Source organism: Ignavibacteriales bacterium (genome assembly GCA_016700155.1).
Taxonomy (GTDB): domain Bacteria; phylum Bacteroidota; class Ignavibacteria; order Ignavibacteriales; family Ignavibacteriaceae.
Genome location: CP065001.1, coordinates 938,427 through 961,029, shown reverse-complemented (window position 1 = coordinate 961,029; position 22,603 = coordinate 938,427). Strand labels below are relative to the sequence as shown.

Here is a 22,603-nt window from a genome sequence, read left to right as displayed (position 1 = left end):
TAGTGAGTAATTAGTTAATTCTATTAAAAACTTAAGCATTTAAGGATATTTAACTTAAGGGGATTATTATTGTTTGACTTTCAAAACACCCCCGCCTATATTTCAATTGATTTTTTGTAAATAAAAACAATTTTTGCCTGTGTCAGAACGGGAAATTCTAGAAAAAATACCTGCTTTTTCATCATTTGATGGAACAGTTATTGAACTGATTCAAAAAGCGGGGATCAACAATTCTTTTGTATCAGAAGAAAAAATTTTATCTGATTCTTCTGATAAAAAATCCGGTTTACTGATTGTGAATTCAGGAAGACTGAAGGTTGAACTAAAAGGCTCAGACCAAAGTACCGTAGTATTGACAAACTTGAGTGCCGGGGAATTCTGGGGTGAGTACGGACTGCTTGATGGCAATAATCTGGATGTGGAAATAACGGCTGTTGAGAACGGGGATATGATTTTTTACAGTCGGACAAAATTGTTTGAATTAATTGCCGATGATAAATCGACTTTACAAAAAATTATTTCGCAGCTTTCATCAAAAATAAGAGATTCACATTTTATTCTTGATTCATTGTTGCTGAAAGATTCAGATGCTAAAGTTGCAAGAACAATTCTAAAACTTGGGTTAGATACGGGTTATGTAAAAAGCGGAATGCTCGAAATTAATAAATTGCCAATTCAGCATGAACTAGCAAGAATGGCTGGAACTTCAAGGGAAACTTTTTCCAGAACTTTACAATCTTTCGCTAAAAAAGGACTGATTGAATTGGAAGGTTCAAAATTACGACTGAAAGAATTTCTGAAACTTAGAGATCTTCTCAATTAAATGGATAAAAAAGTAGATTTACATACTCATACTTGTTTTTCTGACGGACATTTTTCACCACAGGAATTACTTACGAATGCAAAAGCCTGCGGGATTGATACTCTCAGTATTACGGATCATGATACAGTTAACGGAATTCGTGAAGCATTAAAATATAGCAAGCAGCTTGGAGTTGAAATAATTCCCGGACTTGAAATAAGTTCCGACATCCGTGACAGAGAGGTTCATATTCTTGCTTACTTTATTGATATCGATAATGCCGAGCTGGAACACTACCTCAGTTTTTTCAGAGAGGAAAGAGTAAAACGTGCTCACAGGATTGTACACAAACTAAATTCACTGGGAATGACTATTAGTATTGAGGATGTTTTTGAAAAAGCGAAAAACTCGGCAATCGGTCGACCTCATATAGCACAGGCTATGCTCGAACTTGGACTGGTGAACAATTATTATGAAGCGTTCAACAAATATATAGGTAACGGATGCCCGGCTTTCGAGAAAAAAGTTCATGTTTCACCACAGAGCGCATTTAAAATTATAAATGACGCAGGCGGATTATCATTTATAGCTCATCCGGGAAATATGCCGGAAATAATAATAAAAGAATTAATTGAAGATGGTGTCGATGGAATTGAAGTAATTCATCCGTCACATTCACCTCAATTGATGCACTATTACAGGGGAATTGTTAACCAATACTACCTGTTGGAATCAGGCGGATCAGACTTTCACGGCGGAAAACGTGAGGATGATAAAAATTTAGGAAAATATTTTACTTCGCATTCCAAGCTTGATGAAATGCGTAAACGACTAATAAGAAATTCAGCATAACAGAAATCGATATGAAACTCACAGAAGGAAATTTAAACGCAGCAAATTACAAATTTGCTATAATCGTAAGCCGGTTTAATGAATCAATAGTTCAAAAGCTTTTAGATGGTTCAATTGACTGTTTAAAACGTCACGGATGTATTTCAGAAAATATTGAAATAATAAAAGTCCCGGGGGCATTTGAACTTCCTGCAGCCGCAGCTAAAATTGCTACTCAAAATAAATACGATGCAATCATCTGTCTTGGCGCAGTGATTCGCGGAGGAACGTCACATTTTGAGTACGTTTCTTCTGCCGCGAGCAGCGGTATACAACAAGTTGCACTGACACATAATGTTCCTGTTATTTTCGGAGTATTAACCACAGATAATATTGAGCAGGCGATTGAAAGATCCGGTACCAAATCCGGAAACAAGGGTTGGGATGCCGCACTCACTGCAATCGAAATGGCAGACCTTTGGACAAAACTTTAGTCCGGACTTTGATGCCTAAAAAATTACACTTTTGCACTTACCAAAAAGTATTATTTTTAACCGGTAAATTGATTGAGGTTAGGATAAGATTTTTTACATTTTCAAAATTTATTCCCAATATGAAAGCATAATAAAATGAGGAAAATGTCAGTACTCTTATTCGTATTTATAACCGCCCTTTCCGGTTATTCTCAGCAATTTAATAACTGGCGGAATTATTCTGATTTAAAAGATATTAATGCCTTTGCATTATCAGGTAATGAGGTTTGGGCAGCAACAGCAGGCGGAGTCTTTTCGTATAACTTCCAGGATCAATCATACAAAGTTCTATCAAAAACAGATGGTTTGAACGGCGGATTTATAACATCAGTTACTGTCGATAATTCAGGCAAAGTATGGTTTGGAAGTGCTGACGGAAAAATAGACGTTTACAATCCTGAATCCGGTTCGTTCAAAACATTACTAGATATTTTTACATCTGACAAACCGAATAAAAAAATTAATCAGCTGCGAACATCAGGCGATACAATATTTGCCTCAACCGATTTTGGTATCTCACTGATTAATTCAGAAAATTATTTTTTTTATGATACGTATTTCAAATTCGGTACGCTTACTTCTAACATAAAAGTGAACAGTTCATATAAAGATTTAAGAATATATTCATGCACTGAAGTCGGTTTAGCTATTTCAAAAACAAATGCGGTTAATTTATCGGCACCGGAATCGTGGGATGTCTATCAGACCATAAACGGTCTGGTATCAAATAATGTTCTCAAAGTACTACAGTATAATGATACTCTCATTGCCGCCACCGACAAAGGTTTCTCATTCTTCAATCAAGCAGGTTGGAATCCATATCTTTCATTTTTTAATAACCAGGTTATATCTGATGTCATAGTTAAAGGTGATTCACTCATTATACTTTCTCAAAACAGAATAAGAAGTTATTATAATGGGGAAATCACTGACTTGTTCACTGGCTCAACAGCACTTAAAAAGATTGAAGTGAGCACATTGAATGGTTTTCTTGCTGCAAGCAGTAATGGCATTTTGAATCTTCAGGGAACTACACAACAATACTTTGCACCAAACTGTCCGCCGGCAAATAAATTCAGAGAAATTACCGCTGACGTTAACGGAGTTTTGTGGAGTGCTACAGGAAAAAATAACGGCGGCATAGGAGTGATGAAATTTGAGAATTATATCTGGTCGGTTTACAATGTTGCAACGAATCCTGAATTGAACAGCAATGACTATTACTGTTCATACTCAGCGCCAGACAATACAAAATATTTCGGAAACTGGGGCAGCGGTTTTGCAAGATTTAGAAATAACGTTATTACAACTTTTAATACAGCCAACACTGATATAACTGGATTTTCCGGAGATGTTGATTTTCTTGTTGTTACTGCATTGAATACAGACTCAAGGAATAATCTGTGGGTACTTAATTATGCATCAGCAGACAGGAAAAACCTAAGTATGCTTACACCCGATAGTTCCTGGTATCATTTTGCCATACCATCGGAACAAAACCGTTACCTTGAGCAGCATTATTTTCTCGCAATCGACGCATACAACACAAAGTGGTTCGCATGTTATGATGCATTAAGAAACGGACTATTGTATTTCAATGAAAACGGAACTTACGGTGAAACGAATGATGACAAGTCAGGATTTTTAACATCGACAAATGGTTTAAACAGTAATACAATTACTGCGCTGGCTGTGGACAGGCGCGGGGATTTATGGATTGGTACTCCATCAGGAATGAATGTACTTTCAAATAACCAGGCAGCATTATCACAGGCAAATAATCAATTCAGAATTAGCTCTGTTTTCCTTTTAAGACAACAAGCAGTTAACTCAATAGTTGTTGATCCATTGAACCAGAAATGGGTGGCAACCAACCAGGGTCTTCTTCTCGTTAATGCAGATGGAACAAGATTGATTGCTGCGTTTGACAGCCGGAACAGTTCTCTGCTTTCTGACCAGGTTTTGTCTGTTACGATGGACAACAATACGGGAACCGTATATGCGGCAACCGCTGAAGGATTAACATCCTTTAAAACTATTGCAGTAAGCCCGGTGGAAAGTTTTACGGAATTATTCATCTATCCTAATCCCTTAGTACTTAGTGCTGATAATACTATTCTAACCATTGATGGATTAATTCGTGATTGCGATATAAAAATACTGTCCATATCCGGTAAACTGATTCGCGAGTTTGTTACTGCAGGAGGCAGAATCGCGAACTGGGACGGCAGAGATGAATTTGGAAATTTTGTTCCAAGCGGTGTATATCTTATTGTAGCTTATGATCAGGAAGGAAACAGTGTCACAACTTCAAAGATCGCGGTTCTGCGTGAATAGCCCGGGAACGTTCTAATTGTATGCTCGATCTTTCTCACATTTCATTACAGTTTTCTGGTAAATACCTGTTTAATGATGTAAGCTTTAGAATTAATTCAGGTGACAGAATTTCTCTCGTAGGCGCTAATGGAACGGGCAAATCATCTCTTCTCAAAATTATTTCAGGTCAGCTTCTTCCGGAAGACGGAAAGATTAATAAACAAAAAAATATTTCCATCGGCTACCTGCCTCAGGAAAACGTTACCCATAAAGGACGGACACTGATTGATGAAGCTAAATCGGCACTGACTGATGCTGTACATCTACAGAGTAAAGAAAAAGAAATTACTGACCACTTAAACCTCGCTACAATTTCGGATGAAGAACGTGAAGATCTTATTAATACTCTTGGCGAAGTACATCATAAACTTGAGGCTTTAAACGTTTATAGCGCAGAAGCCAATTTGAAAAAGATACTCACGGGATTAGGCTTTGAGGAAAATGATTTTGAAAGAGTGACAGATGAATTTTCCGGCGGCTGGCAGATGCGTATTGCTCTTGCTAAAATTCTTATCTCACAAAACGATATTCTCCTGCTTGATGAGCCTACCAACCATCTTGATCTAGATTCATTAAAATGGCTGATAAGTTTTCTTAAGGCTTATAAAGGCGCGTTACTTATTGTATCGCACGACAAACACTTTATCAACCAGGTAACAAACAAAACCCTGGAAATATATCTTGCTCGATTCAATATTTACAACGGTTCGTATGATCAGTACCTTAAGTGGAAAGATGAAAGAGACAAGACAGCATTAGACCAGTATGCGCTTCAGCAAAGGAAGATTAAAGAAACCCAGCGATTCATCGAGCGGTTCAGATACAAATCATCAAAAGCACGGCAGGTTCAAAGCAGAGTAAAACAGTTAGAAAAAATTGAACTTGTTGAACTTCCCGAAGATACTTCTAAAATCAATATATCTTTTCCTGAACCGCCTCAGAGCGGAAAAACGAATATGATTTTAGAAAGTATAAGTAAATCATATTCTGATAAAAAAATTTTTGAGAATATTAATTTTCAGGTTGACCGCGGTGACAAAATAGCTTTCGTAGGACCGAATGGTGCCGGCAAATCAACACTTGCAAAAATTATTGCCGGTGTTTTATCATTTGAAAATGGAAAACGAAATGAAGGGCACAATACAATCATTTCATATTACGCACAGGATGTCGCTGATAATCTGGAACCTGATCTTGATATCATTGAAACCGTCGAAGGTATTGCCGAAGATAAAACTTTAGGTCAGTTGAGAACTCTACTTGGCTCATTTTTATTCCATGGCGATGATGTTTTCAAAAGTATCGGAGTGCTTTCCGGTGGAGAAAAAAGCCGTGTCGCGCTTGCGAAAATTCTTCTTACCAAATCAAATTTTATTATCCTTGATGAACCCACAAACCATCTTGATATTTCTTCGAAAGCCGTTTTACAGAAGGCGTTGATAAACTTTAAGGGATCACTTATTCTCGTTTCACACGATATTGATTTCCTTCGTCCCCTTGTTAATAAAGTAGTTGAAATAAGAAAAGGGATTATTAAAAATTATGAGGGCGATATTGATTATTACCTGTTTAAAAAGGAACAGGAAGAAGCAGGTTCAGAAAGTAACTCGCAAAAAGTAAAACAGTCTGACGATTCATTTTCAAAAAAAGAACAAAAAAGAATTGAAGCAGAACAGCGGCAGAAAAAATACAGCGCTTCCAAAGATATTATAAAGAAAATATCTGCACTGGAATCGGAAATAGAAAAACTTGAATCGCAGCAGAATCAGTTGGAAAATTATTTATCTCAACCTGAAGCCTATGGAAATACCGTTGAGTTAGTCAACAAGACGAATGAGTTCAACTCAATAAAGAAATTACTTGAACAGAAGATGTATGAATGGACTGTTCTTTCGGAAGAGCTGCAAAGAATCGAAGATCAATTCAATTAAACTTTTACTTTTAAAAATTCCTCGGCAAGAGGAATCCCGCCATATAATGCAGCGTCATCCCCGAGTTTAGTCGGCAATATTTTTAAACCTTTAGCAGAATCTTTAAGAACATTTTCCCGGAAAGATTTTCTTATGATCGGCATCATAAAATTATCAAGCGCTTCGATAAGCCCTCCGCCAAGTACAATCAGGTCAAGATTAAGAAGATTTGTCGTGTTGGATAAAACCTGACCGATTGTAACACAAGCATTAGTAAGATGTGCAATTACAAGTTTATCGCCTGCTTTAACTGCTTCAGCAAGAGCACGGCTCTTTATTTGCTTACCGGGTCCAACGATTTTAGTTAACACACTTTTTTTATTTTTTACAAGATCTTTTTTAATTGCCTTTACGATCGAAGCGCGACTTGCAAAACTTTCAAAACAACCCCGCTTGCCGCAGCCGCACAAAGGACCTTTTTTATCAATGTTAATATGACCTATTTCACCAGCCGCAAAATTAGCTCCGCGGAAAATTCTATCGTCAAATATCAAAGCCCCGCCAATACCTGTGCCTATAAATACAACAAGCATATCTTTAGCATTTTTCCCAAGACCAAAATATTTTATACCGAGTGCTCCAAGGTTAACATCATTTTCAATCAGAACAGGATAAGGAATTAATTTTTCAAGTTTCTGTTTAATATTAAAATTTTTTAATCCCAGATTAGGAGCAACCGCTATAACCCCTGAAAACGGGTTTAATAATCCGGGCACACCAAGACACACAGCTTTTACCTGTTGAGGCTTTAGTCTTGCCGCAACTACAACATCGTTTACAAGTTCTGCAAGATGATTTACATATACTCTGTGGTTTGAGTTAATTTCAGTAGGTTTTTTTACGCGTGCTATAATACCTTCGCGGGAATTTATCGCGGCTCCAAGTATTTTGGTTCCGCCCATATCAATACTGATTATATAATTCTTCTCCAGATTTCCTCCTCACCTATCTATTTTTTCTGTTGAGTTATGACACTGAAAACTTAGAAATATTTATCCTCTTATACAACAAAAGGATTTAAATCTCTTTAAAAGAAATTGTAAAAACATACGCTTATCAATAACTTTATATATGGAAAAAATCAAACCGTTGAAAAAGTTCGGACAAAATTATTTATCGGATAAAAATATACTCCGCAAAATAGTAAATGAAATAAATCCATCACCGGATGATTCCATAATTGAGATCGGACCCGGCTTGGGTGCTTTAACTGAACTCATTTTTGAAAAAAATGAAAATCTAAGCTGTGTGGAGATTGATTCACGGGCTGTTTTAATATTAAAGCAAAAATACCCTAAACTGAATATTGTCCAGGATGATTTTTTGAAAATTGATCTGGATAAATACTCTGATGGAAATTCAAAGCTTAAAGTCATAGGAAATATCCCTTATAATATTACCTCACCTATTATTTTTAGACTGATTGAAAAACACTCGTTGATTAGTGAAGCAGTTTTTCTGATTCAGCTTGAAGTCGCAAAGCGAATGACAGCAATTTCCGGTTCAAAGGATTATGGTATTCTTGCTGTTATTCTTCAAAAATTTTGTGATGTCAGGATTGCTTTCAAAGTGTCGCCAAATGTTTTTTATCCCAAACCAAAAGTATATTCAGCGGTTGTACACTTGTGGTTTAAAGATCTCTCGATCAATGAAGATGAGAAAAAAGTTTTTATTTATCTCGTTAAAGCTTTGTTCAACAACCGGAGAAAAACGATTAAAAATTCGTTGAGTAATAGTATATTTGCCGGACTTGATTTCAGTAATTCAGGTATTGATTTGACAAAACGCGCTGAACAACTTGTACCGGAAAATTTTGAATCACTTACCCGGTTTCTACTTGATGAATATCATCATCAGTTAAGGCAACTACTATAACCATACAGAGTAATGAATATTCTCAAAAGTTTTTTACATAACTTAAAAGCATTCGACCTGGTTGTTGTAGCCTTCTCAATCTTTCTAATGATACTTCATATAGTCTTCAATGATGTCATAGCAAACACTCTTAACTGGCTATTAATCGATGTCGGTGTTATCTCATTCGCATTTCTTATTTCATATCTTGAAGATAAGTCATCCAGCAGAATATGGCGGATCATTCACTACTGGTACATTGCGCCGCTTATATTACTAACCTTCAAGCAACTGTATGCGATGATAAAACCGATACGGGTTGTTGATTACGATTATTTGTTCATTCAGATCGACCGGTGGATGTTTGGAACAGACCCGACTCATTTTCTTCATCAGTTTGCAAATCCTGTTTTGACCGAGTTACTTCAGATAGTTTACGGGTTGTTTTATCTTCTGCCTATCATTCTTGGTCTGGCGTTATTAAAAAATAAAAAGTATGTCGAACTTGATTATGCAACATTCTCCGTGATATACGGTTTTTATCTTTCATACCTTGGCTACTTTGCTTTGCCGGGAATTGGACCGAGGTTCACTCTTCATGATTTTGCGACAGTTAATGAACAACTCCCCGGTTTATGGCTTACAAATTTTTTAAGAGAAATAGTAAACTCAGGTGAATCAATTCCTTCAGGTACACTAAACCCTGCAGAAGTTGTGCAGCGAGATGTTTTTCCAAGCGGGCATACAATGATCACGCTCATTGTTATGTACTTATCAATCAGATTAAAAAGCAGGACAAGATATTTTTTCATTCCAGCCGGATCACTGTTAATATTATCTACTGTATATCTCTGGTACCACTATGTAATTGATTTAGTCGGCGGATTTATTTTCATGATGTTTTCTGTCTGGACAGGCAAAATTATATTTAACTGGTGGAGAAGAAAAACAGGGAAAGAAGAATTTGAATATCATCATTACAAAGGCACTGCCTTAAAAGAATAAAATGGATTCATCCAAAAAGAAAAAAGTTAAAAGAATATTTGATTCAATTGCTTCCAGGTACGACCTGCTCAACCATCTTTTAAGTTTTGGAATTGACAGGTACTGGCGGAAAAAAGCTTTAAAACTTTCAGGTATTAATTCTCAATCTATTTTACTGGATGTGGCTTGCGGTACTGGCGATGTAGCTATACAGGCATATAAGTACGGAGTTGTAAAAATATTCGGGGCGGACTTTTCACATAACATGCTTACACTGTTTAATCAAAAATGTAAATGGATAAACGGCAAAAGTGTACAAATGGTTGCAGAGAATATCCCAATAAAAACAGGTTCAGTATCACATATTACAGTTGCCTTCGGCGTAAGAAATTTTTATGACATTCAGCAGGGCTTTGATTCTTTCTTCAGGATACTGAAAGAGAACGGCAAGGCAGTAATAATTGAGTTCAGAATGCCGGAAAATACTGTGTTCAAATTTTTATATAAATTTTATTTTAAGAAGATACTGCCATTAGTCGGCGGAATTATTTCAGGCGATAAGGAGGCATACAAATATCTTCCGGATTCTGTAGAAGAGTTCGATGAAAAAATAAAACTGCCTGAGCTTTTATCTAACTCAGGCTTTAAAAAAATTGAGAAGCACAACCTGACTTTTGGTATTGTACAGGTTGTTATCGCGGAAAAATAATTTATTCAGCTATGTAGTATTCAGTTATCGATTGTGTTGTTACTCTGGTAGAATCATCAAAGTCAATTCCACCGCCGGTAAATGCGTTTACAATTGTAAGATTGCCATCCCACTTTACTATTCCAATATTTTCAACAAGCCAGACATTAGCAGAAAGGATTTGTGGTGTTGCGGCAATATCTCTTCTTATTGTTAAATCCAATCTTATTTTTGCTGCGTTATGAGTAACAGTTCCAGAATTTAATTGGAGTTCAATATTCTCCATACCGGTATAAATTGATTCCAACTTAACGGGAATAAATTCACCAAAGTTCGGGATGTTTATTGCAAGCTTAAAACACAGTCTGACTAAACTAGTTAAAGGAAAAGAAAATGCGAGAATTTCTTCGTCAATTGTTAAATATTGAAGGTACTCAGGTGGAATCGATTCATAAAGACCTGTTGTATCTACTGCAATAAGTATTGTGGATTTATCATCCTTAGTTGATTTTCTAAAATATGAGTTTGAAACTATCGTCGAGCTTGCAATAAAAACACTGTCAAGTTGAATCTGATATTCAGTGCTGTCGATATTGGTTACCCCATTTATCAAACTGATTCTTGTTCCATTTGATGGGTTACCAAGGGTATCAGTTTGCGTCAAACTAAATTTATACATAGTACCGTTTGTTACAGGGAAAAAATTTCTTGTATCAGGAGGTGGCTGTGGCTCGGTCGAGGCACTTTTACAGGAAACTAAAACAAACACACAGACAATTGGCAAAAATAATATTATCAACTTTTTTAGATTCATAATTTCTCCGATTATTTTAAAAACTTTTTGATTTCATTAAACGCTCTGAAGCGATGGCTGATTGAGTTTTTTATTTCAGGCGGAAGCTCAGCCATTGTTACATCATAATCATCAGCAACAAAATAAGGATCGTATCCAAATCCATTTGTGCCGCGCGGAGTAAAAATAATTCTTCCCTTTATTTCTCCAAACGCCGGGTTCATTTTATATCCATCAAAATAAACTGCGCAGCAAAAATATCTTGCGTGATGAGGTTCAGGAAATCTGCTAATTTCATTGATTAATTTTTTATTATTATCATCATCCGTTGCGTTCTCACCTGCATATCTTGCTGAATAAACCCCCGGTTTCCATCCAAGCTGTTTGACTTCAATTCCGGAATCATCTGCAATAGCTGGAATTCTAAAATGATTGTATACAGCCTCAGCTTTTATTTTTGCGTTTTCTTCGAAGGTTACTCCTGATTCGATAATATCAGGAAAGCCGTCATAATCCAGTAATGAAAGCAATTCAATATTACAATCATTCAGTATATGTCTCACTTCTAAAATTTTTCCCTTATTCTTTGAAGCAAAAATTATTCTCTTCATTACACTCTCTTTAACAGGTTTGCCAATTCTTCACTTCCGTTTGCATACAGTTCGTTATCATCGAAGATCAAAGAGCTTTTGTTTTTTACAAGCCATCTGCCGTTTACCATTACATCATTAACATCCTGTGATGAGCCAGAATAAACAATGGATGAGTAAATATTTTCATCATCACTACCAAGCGAATGCATCGAGTCATTAATGTTCAGCAAAATCAAATCAGCTTTCTTACCTACCTCAATTGATCCGGTTTCATTTTCAATGTTTAAGGCTTTAGCACCTTCTATAGTTGCCATTCTGAAAATAGTTTTTGCGTTCATAACAGTTGCATCAAAAAACGGTTTCTGAATTAATGATGCTAACATCATTTCTTTAAAGATGTTAAGACTATTATTACAGGGAGCCCCGTCGGCGCCGAGCGAAACTGAAATCCCCTCTTTTAAATATCGGGGAATATTTGCAATCCCGGATGCAAGTTTCAAATTAGAAGACGGACAGTGTGATACTTTTACGTTGTGATTACGCAGTAATTCAATTTCATTGTCTGAAACATGTATACAGTGTGCCAGTACAGCACAATCACTTAACACACCAAGAGATTCAAACAATTCTATATTCTCTTTGTTATATCGCTTATGTACTTCAGCAATTTCATTTTTATTTTCAGATGAATGGGTATGATAAATACTGCCCGGAAAATCCTGCAGCATATAAGCAGTCTCCTTTAACAAATGTTCAGTGCACGATAAAACAAATCTTGGTGCAAACCCATAACGAATCCTTCCTTCTTCACAATTATGGAAAGTCTTTGCAAGATCATAAGAATCATTCAATTCCGCTTCCGTAGAAGAACTGAACTGAGGAAAAATATCATTCCGATCTATCATGCATTTTCCTGCAGCGGCTCTTATACCTGACTGAATCAACTCTTCAAAAATAATTTCCTGGTTCCGAAGTGTGCCCATATCAAGAATCGTTGTCGTTCCTCCCTTCAGTAACTCGTTAAGTCCTATCCGTACCGAAGTTCTCAGTGAATTTTTATCGTGAGCATTTTCAAATGGAAATATTTTGTACTGAAGCCAGTCCAGCAATTGAAGGTCGTCAGCTAACCCGCGGAAAAGTGTCTGACAAAGATGAATGTGAGTCTGGATAAATCCGGGACAAAGTGTAAGGTTTTGTGCATCATAAACTTCGCCACCAAAATTTTTTATTTCATCGGCATTAAACTCTTTTATCCCCGAAATTTTATCACCGGAAATTTCCAGAATGTGATTTCTATAAACAGTATTATTTTTATCTGCTGAAACTATTCTTGAAGGAATGATAATTTTTTTTTCGTTCATCTTAGGTATTTGACTCAGCTAAAATTTCATCCATAACTTCAAAAGCATACCTGAGATGCGGAATAACAATTGATCCACCGACAATCAATGCAACATTGAAAGTCTCCATCAACTCTTCCCTGCTGGCTCCTTCCTGTATTGATCTGTCAACATGATAAAAAATACAGTCGTTACATCTCAGCACCATAGAAGACGCTAAACCCATAAGCTCTTTTGTTTTTGCGTTGAGTGCTCCGTTAATGTAAGCTTTGTTATCCAGAGCAAAAAATTTATTGAAATCCCTGAACCCTGAGTTCAGAATTTTATCATTCATTTCAGTTCTATATTTGCGCGTTTCTGATGTACTTTTTTTCATGATTGTGTTTTGAAAAATATTTGGTTAAAAATTATTTAATTCTTTGTCATAGGAAATTTCAGGTTTTTCATCTTCAGTAAGTTCTTCATCCTCCCAATCATATTTCTGAGTCGGATCAGTTTTTCTCAGTGTGAAAGCTGCGATAACTCCTGATACAGCACCAAACAAATGTGATTCCCATGAAATTCCTTGCGAGCCCGGAAATAAACCCCAAACAAGGCTTCCATAAAGTATCGTTACCAATAATGCAAGCGCTATCGATTTATTATCTCTTCGAAAAACCCCGCTGAAAAAAAAGAAAGAAAAACAAAACCGTAAACAATTCCGCTGGCGCCTATGTGAAAAACTTCACGAGCAAACAACCAGACCAAAGTATTACTTAATAAATAAATTATTCCCAACGCCTTTACCGCCGCGTTAGGATAGAAATAAAATATACCTGTACCGAGTATTGCTAGTGGAATTGTATTTGAGAACAAATGTGAAAAATCCCCGTGAATAAGCGGAGAAGTTATAATTCCTAAAATCCCTGAAAAATGTCTAGGATAAACTCCATAACTGCTTAGGGACAACTGCAAAAATTCGGAACCGAAATAGATAAACCAGATAATCAGCGGAAAAAGTAAAGGCAGGAATAATTTTCCGGTATATTTTCTGGTTTGGTTAATGTTTTGATCCACAACAATTATAAATTTGTTTCAAAATCCCGTTAAATATAAAAAACATTTTTGTTTAACTCATTGTAATATTTGATGATCGGCATAGGTGAACAAAATGGTTACCAAAACAAATTTATGATTGAAAACTTCGTGTAATTTTTCAGCATTTGTTTTCATAAATGAAAATTTTCCGTAATTTTGTGTAGTAAATTTTCAGGGGAGATACGATGATATGGTATAAGATTATCTTTACCCAGACGGAAGTAAACAAAGGTAAAGATAAAGCGTTTGTTAAAGAATTCAGTTTGTTTTTTGATAGGATCAACCGTCCGCAGGGAATGTCACTCTACAGTATTAAAGAAAAGGGTGACACACACATCTACTTTTATTTATGTATGCCGCCGCACTTTCCGTTAAACGTTGAATCATTATTTGCGCATTACAGAATCACTCATACTTTTGAGCCATATGATGCGCATTTTGAATTTGTTGCCGGGTTCAGGTTAGAGGAAGAAACAGCCTGAACATAATCGAACTATTCTATTAGTTTCCTACTCACTTACATCCAGCATTCTACGGATATAAGCCTGGATGTAAGTAGTAAGTGATTTACCATTAAATTTTAAACGAAGACTATAACCTTGTAATAAGATTACTTTTTCTGATTTTATTCAACCGTTTAATTCAGAACCTTTTAAGGCAAACCACAAATAAAAACTAAATACCAAACTCATGACGAGTTGAATGTATATAGGTGTGGAAACTAATTCTCCGGTCAGGATTGTGAAATAAATCAGAAGGGCTTTTGAAGTGTAATAAAATACTTTACTCAGAAGAATACTTGAAAAAGCAGTGATAAAAATGTTTTTAAATTTCCTGCTGAGATAATAGAATAACCAGACATTCAAAGAAAGTTCACACAGGATAAGTGTCGATTTGATTATAGAAGGATGTGAGGAAATGATAAAAGAAAAGATCGGTAACGTTACCGCAATCAGGAAAACATTTTTTTTGTCTGTGTGGGCTAAAGATAAAATCACCATTATTCGCATCGGTTCCAGCAAATAAATCGGAAAATTTACAAGGTGTGAAAGCGCCGGAGTGAAGTAAATAAAAGCAAGAGCCAGCACATCAAATACAATAGCTCTGGTTGTTAAAATTTTTTTTATACCTAAGGAGACATTTTCCATTTCACACCTATTTTAATTGATTTATCAATTAGACAACAGCAATATAATAATTTTTAGTTTTCATTAATTTTTTCCCAGCAAACATATAATTAAATTTACCTCAACGAATAAGGATTTTCTTTGCCAGATATCTATTCTATCCTGATACTTTTTGCTGCCGGAAGTGCTGCCGGTTTTATAAATGTAATGGCTGGAGGCGGCTCATCAATAACTCTTCCGGTATTAATATTTCTTGGGCTTGATTCTGCAGCAGCAAACGGAACAAACCGTGTCGGTGTGTTATTTCAAAATGTCTCCGCTGTTTACGCTTTTAAAAAAGAAAACTATCAGCAGTTTAATACAAGCATAAAATTAGGTTTGCTTACTCTGCCTGGTGCAGTTGCCGGGGCTATTATTGCAACAACAATCGGTGATGAACTTTTTCAAAAAATATTAGGCGGAATAATTATCGCAATTATTTTTACAATGATTATTCCAAGGAAAAAAGTAGAGTACAGTGATCACAAAAATCTTCAGATCACTATTCCCGCATATCTTTCAATGTTCTTCATCGGATTTTATGGCGGGTTCATCCAGGTAGGAATCGGTTTTTTATTAATGGCTGCACTGCATTCACTGTTAAAACTAAAACTGGTCTACGTTAATATGCACAAAGTTTTTATTGTATTATTAAACACAGTACCTGCTTTACTTGTGTTCATAATAACTAACAATGTTAACTGGAGTCTCGGTCTCAGCCTCGCAGCCGGCAATGCTTTCGGTGGATGGTGGTCAGCAAAAATATCCGTAAAAAAAGGAGAAGGAATTATTAAAGTGGTATTAGCCGCCGCTATGCTGATTATGGCTCTAAAGTTATTTGGAATTTTTTAGTGTAGCTGCTACAACTCTTCTTTAAGAAATTTTCCCGTCAGACTCTTTTTGCTTTTAATGATATGTTCAGGAGGACCTTCAGCGATTATTTTACCGCCGTTCTCCCCGCCTCCCGGACCAAGATCAATTATCCAATCAGCAGTTTTTATTACATCCAGGTTGTGTTCGATAACCACAACAGTGTTTCCCTTATCAACAAGTTTATTTAAAACTTTAAGCAGAATGTTCACATCTTCAAAATGCAAGCCTGTGGTTGGTTCATCAAGAATGTATAGTGTTTTTCCGGTGCTGACCTTGCTGAGTTCTGTTGCCAGTTTAACTCTCTGCGCTTCTCCTCCTGAAAGTGTCGTAGCCTGCTGCCCTAATTTTATGTAGCCAAGACCCACATCATTAATTGCTTTTAATTTTCTTTTGATCCTTGGAAGATCATCAAAAAATTCCAGCGCTTCTGAAATTCTCATTTCAAGTATATCTGAGATCGATTTTGTTTTGAATAAAACTTCAAGAGTTTCCTGGTTGTATCTTTTTCCATGACAGACATCGCAAAGCACATAAACATCCGGAAGAAAATTCATTTCTATTTTTTTAAGTCCATCTCCGCCGCATTCTTCACACCTTCCTCCCGAAACATTAAAACTGAATCTTCCTGTTGAATAACCTCTCATTTTTGATTCGGGCAACTGTGCATAAAGATCACGAATGAAGGTAAACAAACCTGTGTAAGTTGCAGGGTTAGATCTTGGCGTTCTTCCAATGGGTGACTGATCTATCTCAATGACCTTATCAATATTCTCAAGCCCGTGAATTTCTTTATATGGAAGAGGCACTGATTTGGATTTATAAAATTTATTCATCAGGATTTTTACAAGCGTTTCATTGATAAGCGAAGACTTACCCGAACCGCTTACACCTGTGACTAATGTAAATGTACCGAGAGGAATTTTCAGTTCGACATTTTTAAGATTATTACCTGATGCCCCGATCAGACTTATGAAAGATCCATTTCCATCACGTCGCTTTTCCGGAACATTGATCTTCCCTTTATGTTTTAAATATGATAGAGTGATCGAATCATATCCGTTTTCAGATTCAAGTAATTTTTTAGTATCGCCTTCAAGACAAACTTTGCCGCCGTTCTCTCCCGCCCCAGGACCAAGATCCACGATGTAGTCGGAACTTTCAATTGTTTCCCTGTCATGTTCAACGACTATAACAGTATTGCCAAGGTCTCTTAGATTCTTTAATGAGTTAAGCAGTTTAACATTATCACTTTGATGAAGCCCGATACTTGGTTCATCAAGGACATAAAGTACACCTGCAAGCTGAGTTCCGATCTGTGTTGCTAATCGTATTCTCTGGGATTCACCGCCGGATAATGTTCTGGCTGACCGGTTAAGTGTTAAATAATCAAGCCCAACATTGAGTAGAAAATTTAATCTTTCCGTTATTTCCTTAAGGATAGGTTTTGCAACTATAGATTCACGTTTGGAAAGTTTTGCTTCATTAAAAAAATTGAACGCTTTGGTAATTGAGAGTGAAGTTACATCGCTGATATTCAGTCCGTTAAATTTAACTGCAAGTGATTCTTTTTTTAGTCTTCCCCCGTTACAGGTTTTACAGGAGATACTATTCATATAAGCTTCAACCCATTCCCTCACCTGATTAGAAGAAGTTGTGTTGTAATAATTTTTCAGATAACTGAATAACCCAGAAAACCTGTGCATATATGTTACTGGTTTGCTGTTACCGTAAGTATAAGAGAAAGCAATTTTATCCTTAGTGCCATTTATTAAAACATCTTTCTGATCTTCAGTTAAGTCCTTCAGCCTGGTATCGAAAGTAAAATCGTATTTATCAGCAACAGCTTTAAGTTGATTGAAGAACCATATTGATCGGGGTTTACCAAGTGCCGCTAACCCTTCTTCATTAATACTTTTATCCCAATCAGGAATTATAAGTCTTATGTCAAGTTCTTTGATTTCACCGAGCCCTTCACAATCGGGACAAGAACCGTAAGGTGAATTAAACGAAAATGAATTCGGTGCCAGTTCATTGTAACTTATCCCACAGTCAAGACACGCCAGATGTCTGCTGTATACATGATCTTTTTTTCCATCGTTGACAATCAGCATTCCGTTGCCGTAATTCAGCGCTACATCGATTGATTCAGTTAACCGCTGCCTGTTCTTTTCAGAGACAGTTATCCTGTCAACTGAAATTTCAATATTATGAACTTTGTATCTATCAACCTGGAAATTCTTTGAGATCTCATGGTACTCTTCATCAACCCTGACTCTTAAAAAACCATCATTAACTATTTCCTCGAATAATTCCCGGTAGTGTCCTTTTCTTCCCCGCACAACGGGGGCAAGAATATTTATTTTCTGATTATCAAGAACGGTTAGAACTGAATCAATTATTTGTGCGGTAGTTTGACGTGTAACCGGTTTTCCGCAGTTGTAACAATACGGTGTTCCAAGTCTTGCAAACAGGAGCCTGATATAATCATAAATTTCAGTTACTGTACCGACTGTTGAACGCGGATTTCCGGCTGTGAATTTTTGTTCAATTGAAATTGCAGGACTTAGTCCTTCAATTAAATCGACATCCGGTTTTTCAAGCATATCAAGAAATTGCCGGGCGTATGCGGAAAGTGATTCAATATAGCGACGCTGCCCTTCCGCATAAATTGTATCGAATGCAAGTGAAGATTTTCCTGAGCCTGAAAGTCCGGTGATTACGGTGAGAGAATCACGGGGAATTTCAACATCGATATTCTTAAGGTTGTGCTCGCGCGCACCTTTAATAATTATTGATTCTTTTTCCAATGGGTTACATCAAAATTGAAAATTTAAATGTTTATATTAGTTATAGAGTGCGTGATAATCAATTAAAATTAACATGCACTTGTTCACTTTATTATTGATTTTTACAGCTATGAAAACAGTTTCTGAATACCGGACAATTTCTGGTTTAATATGCAGGGAACGAAAAGAAAGAAAATCGCTTTTTATAAGTCTTGTCTATCCAGTGGAAACAGAAAATGACATAGAACTGCTTCTACAAAAAATTAAAAAAGAATATTACGATGCAAATCACCGTTGTTATGCTTATAAGCTTTTAAATGGTAAAACCAGGTTTGCTGATGATGGTGAACCACATCATACTGCGGGTTTAAGGATCTTTAATGCGATTGAACATTTTGATCTGAATAACGTTCTCGTCGTTGTTGTGAGATATTTTGGCGGTACTAAACTCGGAGTTGGTCCATTGGGCAAAGCTTACTATGATTCCGCTTATGAAGCTTTGAAGGCAGCCCGGATATTAACTCTTAATCTTCACGATAAATTCATTTTATCATTTGACTTCAGCCATGAAACACAATTGATAAAATTTTTGAAATCCAATAACGCAAAAATCGTCAAGCAGGACTATTTAACCGAAGTGACTTATGAATGTTTGATTCCCTCTCAATCCGTTGCACAAATTATTAAGTCAGTCAAAGAATTGACAAATGGAAAAATTCAAATAGAGGCATCAGAAGAAAAAGTGTTTGTGGAGTCTCTTTAAATAAAAATAATTTGTTACTTGATTTTTATTTCCATTCCAACGTAATTTGTTATTAACAATTATTATTAGTGGGGATAGTATGGCTGATACTCAAATAAATAGCAATGCTTTCAAATTAGCAGATTTAACTTTCAAACTGTTAGCAAACTGCCAGGAGAAAGAAGTTCGGCTCTCCGAACAATATGGTCTCACTCAGGCAGAGTTCAGATGTTTGCGCTTATTCGGCACCGAGGAAACACTGAACAACAAACAGATCGCTGAGAGAATGAAGTTAAGTCCAAGCCGGCTCACACGTATTATTGATGGTCTCGTCATTAAAGGTTATGTCCTTAGAGAAATCGAACCCACCGACAGACGGAACATGCGTGTTTCTCTTTCCAAACAGGGTGTGCTTATTGTTCAGCAGTTGAACAACGCATATATCAATATCCATAAAGAAATTCTTGAGGATATTGAGGAACCCCAGCACAAACCACTTATCACAGCTATGACCCATCTGCTTTCTGCCTTAGAAAAGTGGATTGAAAAGTCATAAGGCAATTTTTTAGTAATGGCAATTGTTGCTATGATAATTATTTGACATTACCAGTTATAAGAACATAATTCCAAAACTTGAGAATAGAAAATTTTTTTTGTTGATATTTTCAAGTTTTGGAAAGGTTACTAACGGCATAAATATTGGCTCAACTCACCCATTAAGTAATACGATGTTGTTTAAATTTCAAAAACTTAATGGTGATGCTGATGAATTCAACAAAGTGGTTTTATTTTATACTTCCGATTTTATTTTCAATCCTCATCCTGACAGGATGTGAAACCGATGACCCTATCGATGAAGAAAACCCTTCCGTAGATAAAGCAAATATAAGTTCGTGCGAAGGCTGTCATACAAATTATGAAGTTCTCAAATCGATAGCTTCGCCCGATACAATTGTTGCAGGCGGCGGATGCGGCGGAGAAACTCCTCACATTGAACCGTATGACAGAGTATTTATGGGAGGATCAGGTTACGCAGATTTTAAGAGCGACATACATGGCAAATTAAATTGCACAGTATGTCACAACGGTGTTGACAATACACCCGATAAAAAGCTTGCACACTCAGGTGATTTTATAAAACATCCATCTGATCACTCAGTTGAGAAGTGCGGAAGTTGTCATCCGAATATAGTTAACGGGGCAAAAAACAGTATACATGAACAGGGCTGGGGTCAAAAGAACATGGTAGTGAGCAGGTCAGGATTAAATTCTTTTGATGAACTTTCTGATCTGATGAAAAAAGGATATGATGAGAACTGCGGGAAATGTCATGCATCCTGCGGGGATTGCCATATCAACCGACCTGCGGCAGGAGGCGGCGGTTTATATAAATCACACAGCTTTACAAAAACTCCGAATATGGTTGATCACTGCACCACATGTCATACATCAAGAGGAGGACATGCGTTTTTCGGAGTCGCATCCGGAACTGTACCTGATGTACACAGAACACAAGCTGGATTTACTTGTATGAGCTGTCATTCTAAACATGAAATTCATGGTGATGGAAATATTTATAACCAGCGTTATAAATATCCTGAACTACCTACGTGTGATAACCCGGCATGTCATTCAGGGCTAGCACAATCAAATCAGTTTCATACAGCACACCTTAGTACTTTCAGTTGCTACACATGTCATTCACAGGAATACAATAACTGCGGCAGTTGTCACATTGGCGGTGAAGGTGCAAGAATTCATGCTTACCAGGGATATAAAATAGGAATGAACCCGATTCCTGCCGTAAGAAATTATGAGTTCGCGTTGTTAAGAAGATCTTTAATGGCTCCGGATAGCTGGATCAACTACGGCACTCCAGTACTTTCAAACTTTGATGCACATCCGACTTATAAATACACAACCCCTCATAATATCTTGAGGTTTACTGAGAGAACTCAGGTAGAAGCCGGCAAACCTTGCTATGATGCATGCCATATAATCAAAGAAGGTACAGAACTCAGGAACAAAGAACTATATTTATTTGAATCAGATCTATTACCCTGGGAAGTTAACGCAACAAAACATATAACAGTTGATGGAAAACTTCCTTCAGGATGGGGACTTAATTAATTACAACCTAAAACATAGAGGAGAACAAAAATGATAAAACTAAGATTTCTGTATTTGTTACTTATACCGGTTATAATGTTTGTTGCCGGCTGCAGTAAAGATGAAGACCCGGTAACTCCACCTGTTACTCCAACACCGGAAGCTCAGCTTCTTGCTGAATATCTGGAAGGTGCCGGTGGTGACTTTATTAATACAACTTCCTGTCCGGCTATGATTTCAGCTTCAGCTTTAAATACTGATATTCAAGGCGGAGTCGACCTCGCAATTATTGACGTTCGCAGCGCTACAGATTATGCTGCTGGACACATTGCTGGTGCGGTCAATGTTACCATTGCTAATATCCTTAACTACTACAGGACTAATAACCTTCAGACAAAAGCTAAAGTTGTTGTTACCTGCTACACAGGTCAATCAGCAGCATTTGCAGTAGCCGTGTTAAGATTAGCAGGTTATACAAATGTATTCGATTTGAAATGGGGAATGTGCAGCTGGAGTGATGGTGCAAGATGGCATAACACAATGATTAACGGTCAAACTAATCCGATAACCAAACAGATGACAGCTAATGTTAAAGCTAATGCAGGAGACCTTCCTACACTCAGTACAGGAAAAACTGCAGGCGCAGAAATTCTTGCAACAAGACTTGATACAGTTTTAGCACAAGGTTATGGAGTCGCAAGTATTTCAAGAGATGTTATGTATCAAAATCTTTCTAACTACTACATTGTGAATTACTGGCCGGTAGCTGATTATGATCTTGGACACGTTGAAGGTGCAATTCAATACACACCAAGAACCGATCTTAAACTTGCTGCCTTCTTAAAGACATTACCAACAAACAAAACAATTGTTGTTTATTGTTACACAGGTCAAACCTCAGCTCACATCGCTGTATTTTTAAGAGCTTTAGGTTATGACGCTAAATCACTTTCATTTGGCGCAAATAATTTATTCTATGATACAATGCCAGGAACAAAGTGGGTTGATACTGAATGTATGAATTATCCTGTAGTTCAATAATACAGTTTGATTTAAACATAAAAAGTCCCGGTCAATGCCGGGACT

Annotated in this window: 23 protein-coding genes; 14 read left to right on the top strand and 9 right to left on the bottom strand. The window is 36.6% G+C overall.

What is annotated here, in order from left to right:
- Positions 1–139: 139 nt before the first annotated feature.
- From IPM56_03915 to IPM56_03895, 5 genes are all read left to right on the top strand, one after another.
- Complete coding sequence (locus IPM56_03915; GenBank protein QQS37110.1) at positions 140–823, top strand: Crp/Fnr family transcriptional regulator; 684 nt, start codon at positions 140–142, stop codon at positions 821–823.
- Positions 824–1,654 carry a PHP domain-containing protein gene (locus IPM56_03910; protein ID QQS37109.1) on the top strand — a complete coding sequence of 277 codons (831 nt, stop codon included), beginning with the start codon at positions 824–826 and terminating at the stop codon, positions 1,652–1,654.
- Between the two features lie 11 nt (positions 1,655–1,665).
- The gene (locus IPM56_03905) at positions 1,666–2,127 is read left to right on the top strand and encodes a 6,7-dimethyl-8-ribityllumazine synthase (GenBank protein QQS37108.1); all 462 of its coding nucleotides are present in this window, start codon (positions 1,666–1,668) and stop codon (positions 2,125–2,127) included.
- 144 nt (positions 2,128–2,271) lie between these two features.
- Positions 2,272–4,503 (top strand): hypothetical protein, encoded by a 2,232-nt coding sequence (locus IPM56_03900; GenBank protein QQS37107.1) that lies wholly within the window; start codon positions 2,272–2,274, stop codon positions 4,501–4,503.
- Positions 4,504–4,523: 20 nt separating this feature from the next.
- A complete protein-coding gene (locus tag IPM56_03895; protein QQS37106.1) occupies positions 4,524–6,473 on the top strand; it encodes an ABC-F family ATP-binding cassette domain-containing protein in 1,950 nt (649 codons plus the stop codon).
- On the opposite strand, the gene IPM56_03890 is transcribed toward IPM56_03895, so the two are convergent.
- Positions 6,470–7,414 (bottom strand): ROK family protein, encoded by a 945-nt coding sequence (locus tag IPM56_03890; GenBank protein QQS37105.1) that lies wholly within the window; start codon positions 7,412–7,414, stop codon positions 6,470–6,472. The genes IPM56_03895 and IPM56_03890 overlap by 4 nt on opposite strands.
- A 169-nt stretch (positions 7,415–7,583) precedes the next feature.
- On the opposite strand from IPM56_03890, the gene rsmA reads away from it, so the two are divergent.
- From rsmA to ubiE, 3 genes are read left to right on the top strand one after another with little or no spacing between them, the layout of a single operon-like run.
- Entirely contained in the window at positions 7,584–8,387 is an 804-nt protein-coding gene (rsmA, locus tag IPM56_03885) for a ribosomal RNA small subunit methyltransferase A (protein ID QQS37104.1), read from the top strand.
- Positions 8,388–8,399: 12 nt separating this feature from the next.
- On the top strand, positions 8,400–9,371 hold the full coding sequence (locus IPM56_03880; protein QQS37103.1) for a phosphatase PAP2 family protein: 972 nt from the start codon (positions 8,400–8,402) through the stop codon (positions 9,369–9,371).
- A 1-nt stretch (position 9,372) separates the two neighbouring features.
- Positions 9,373–10,059: a bifunctional demethylmenaquinone methyltransferase/2-methoxy-6-polyprenyl-1,4-benzoquinol methylase UbiE gene (gene ubiE / locus IPM56_03875; protein ID QQS37102.1), complete on the top strand. Its 687-nt coding sequence runs from the start codon at positions 9,373–9,375 to the stop codon at positions 10,057–10,059.
- 1 nt (position 10,060) lies between these two features.
- Here ubiE and IPM56_03870 read toward each other — a convergent pair whose 3' ends face one another.
- From IPM56_03870 to IPM56_03845, 6 genes are read right to left on the bottom strand one after another with little or no spacing between them, the layout of a single operon-like run.
- Positions 10,061–10,852: a hypothetical protein gene (locus IPM56_03870; GenBank protein QQS37101.1), complete on the bottom strand. Its 792-nt coding sequence runs from the start codon at positions 10,850–10,852 to the stop codon at positions 10,061–10,063.
- A gap of 11 nt (positions 10,853–10,863) precedes the next feature.
- Positions 10,864–11,442: an RdgB/HAM1 family non-canonical purine NTP pyrophosphatase gene (gene rdgB, locus IPM56_03865; protein QQS37100.1), complete on the bottom strand. Its 579-nt coding sequence runs from the start codon at positions 11,440–11,442 to the stop codon at positions 10,864–10,866.
- On the bottom strand, positions 11,442–12,785 hold the full coding sequence (locus IPM56_03860) for an amidohydrolase family protein (protein ID QQS37099.1): 1,344 nt from the start codon (positions 12,783–12,785) through the stop codon (positions 11,442–11,444). The genes rdgB and IPM56_03860 overlap by 1 nt, the downstream gene beginning before the upstream one ends.
- A gap of 1 nt (position 12,786) precedes the next feature.
- Positions 12,787–13,140 carry a carboxymuconolactone decarboxylase family protein gene (locus IPM56_03855; GenBank protein QQS37098.1) on the bottom strand — a complete coding sequence of 118 codons (354 nt, stop codon included), beginning with the start codon at positions 13,138–13,140 and terminating at the stop codon, positions 12,787–12,789.
- Between the two features lie 24 nt (positions 13,141–13,164).
- Positions 13,165–13,398: a rhomboid family intramembrane serine protease gene (locus tag IPM56_03850; protein ID QQS38218.1), complete on the bottom strand. Its 234-nt coding sequence runs from the start codon at positions 13,396–13,398 to the stop codon at positions 13,165–13,167.
- A complete protein-coding gene (locus tag IPM56_03845) occupies positions 13,395–13,712 on the bottom strand; it encodes a rhomboid family intramembrane serine protease (GenBank protein ID QQS37097.1) in 318 nt (105 codons plus the stop codon). The genes IPM56_03850 and IPM56_03845 overlap by 4 nt, the downstream gene beginning before the upstream one ends.
- Before the next feature lie 314 nt (positions 13,713–14,026).
- On the opposite strand from IPM56_03845, the gene IPM56_03840 reads away from it, so the two are divergent.
- Entirely contained in the window at positions 14,027–14,323 is a 297-nt protein-coding gene (locus tag IPM56_03840; protein QQS37096.1) for a hypothetical protein, read from the top strand.
- 147 nt (positions 14,324–14,470) lie between these two features.
- On the opposite strand, the gene IPM56_03835 is transcribed toward IPM56_03840, so the two are convergent.
- The gene (locus IPM56_03835; protein ID QQS37095.1) at positions 14,471–14,989 is read right to left on the bottom strand and encodes a hypothetical protein; all 519 of its coding nucleotides are present in this window, start codon (positions 14,987–14,989) and stop codon (positions 14,471–14,473) included.
- Between the two features lie 120 nt (positions 14,990–15,109).
- On the opposite strand from IPM56_03835, the gene IPM56_03830 reads away from it, so the two are divergent.
- Positions 15,110–15,859, top strand: a complete 750-nt coding sequence (locus IPM56_03830) for a sulfite exporter TauE/SafE family protein (GenBank protein ID QQS37094.1) — start codon at positions 15,110–15,112, stop codon at positions 15,857–15,859.
- 8 nt (positions 15,860–15,867) lie between these two features.
- Here IPM56_03830 and uvrA read toward each other — a convergent pair whose 3' ends face one another.
- Positions 15,868–18,687: an excinuclease ABC subunit UvrA gene (gene uvrA, locus IPM56_03825; protein QQS37093.1), complete on the bottom strand. Its 2,820-nt coding sequence runs from the start codon at positions 18,685–18,687 to the stop codon at positions 15,868–15,870.
- A 109-nt stretch (positions 18,688–18,796) separates the two neighbouring features.
- Here uvrA and IPM56_03820 point away from each other — a divergent pair, with 109 nt between their 5' ends.
- From IPM56_03820 to IPM56_03805, 4 genes are all read left to right on the top strand, one after another.
- The gene (locus IPM56_03820; protein QQS37092.1) at positions 18,797–19,429 is read left to right on the top strand and encodes a YigZ family protein; all 633 of its coding nucleotides are present in this window, start codon (positions 18,797–18,799) and stop codon (positions 19,427–19,429) included.
- 79 nt (positions 19,430–19,508) lie between these two features.
- On the top strand, positions 19,509–19,964 hold the full coding sequence (locus IPM56_03815) for a MarR family transcriptional regulator (protein ID QQS37091.1): 456 nt from the start codon (positions 19,509–19,511) through the stop codon (positions 19,962–19,964).
- Between the two features lie 209 nt (positions 19,965–20,173).
- Positions 20,174–21,538 (top strand): hypothetical protein, encoded by a 1,365-nt coding sequence (locus IPM56_03810; protein ID QQS37090.1) that lies wholly within the window; start codon positions 20,174–20,176, stop codon positions 21,536–21,538.
- A gap of 30 nt (positions 21,539–21,568) precedes the next feature.
- Positions 21,569–22,558 carry a rhodanese-like domain-containing protein gene (locus tag IPM56_03805; GenBank protein ID QQS37089.1) on the top strand — a complete coding sequence of 330 codons (990 nt, stop codon included), beginning with the start codon at positions 21,569–21,571 and terminating at the stop codon, positions 22,556–22,558.
- Positions 22,559–22,603: the final 45 nt, after the last annotated feature.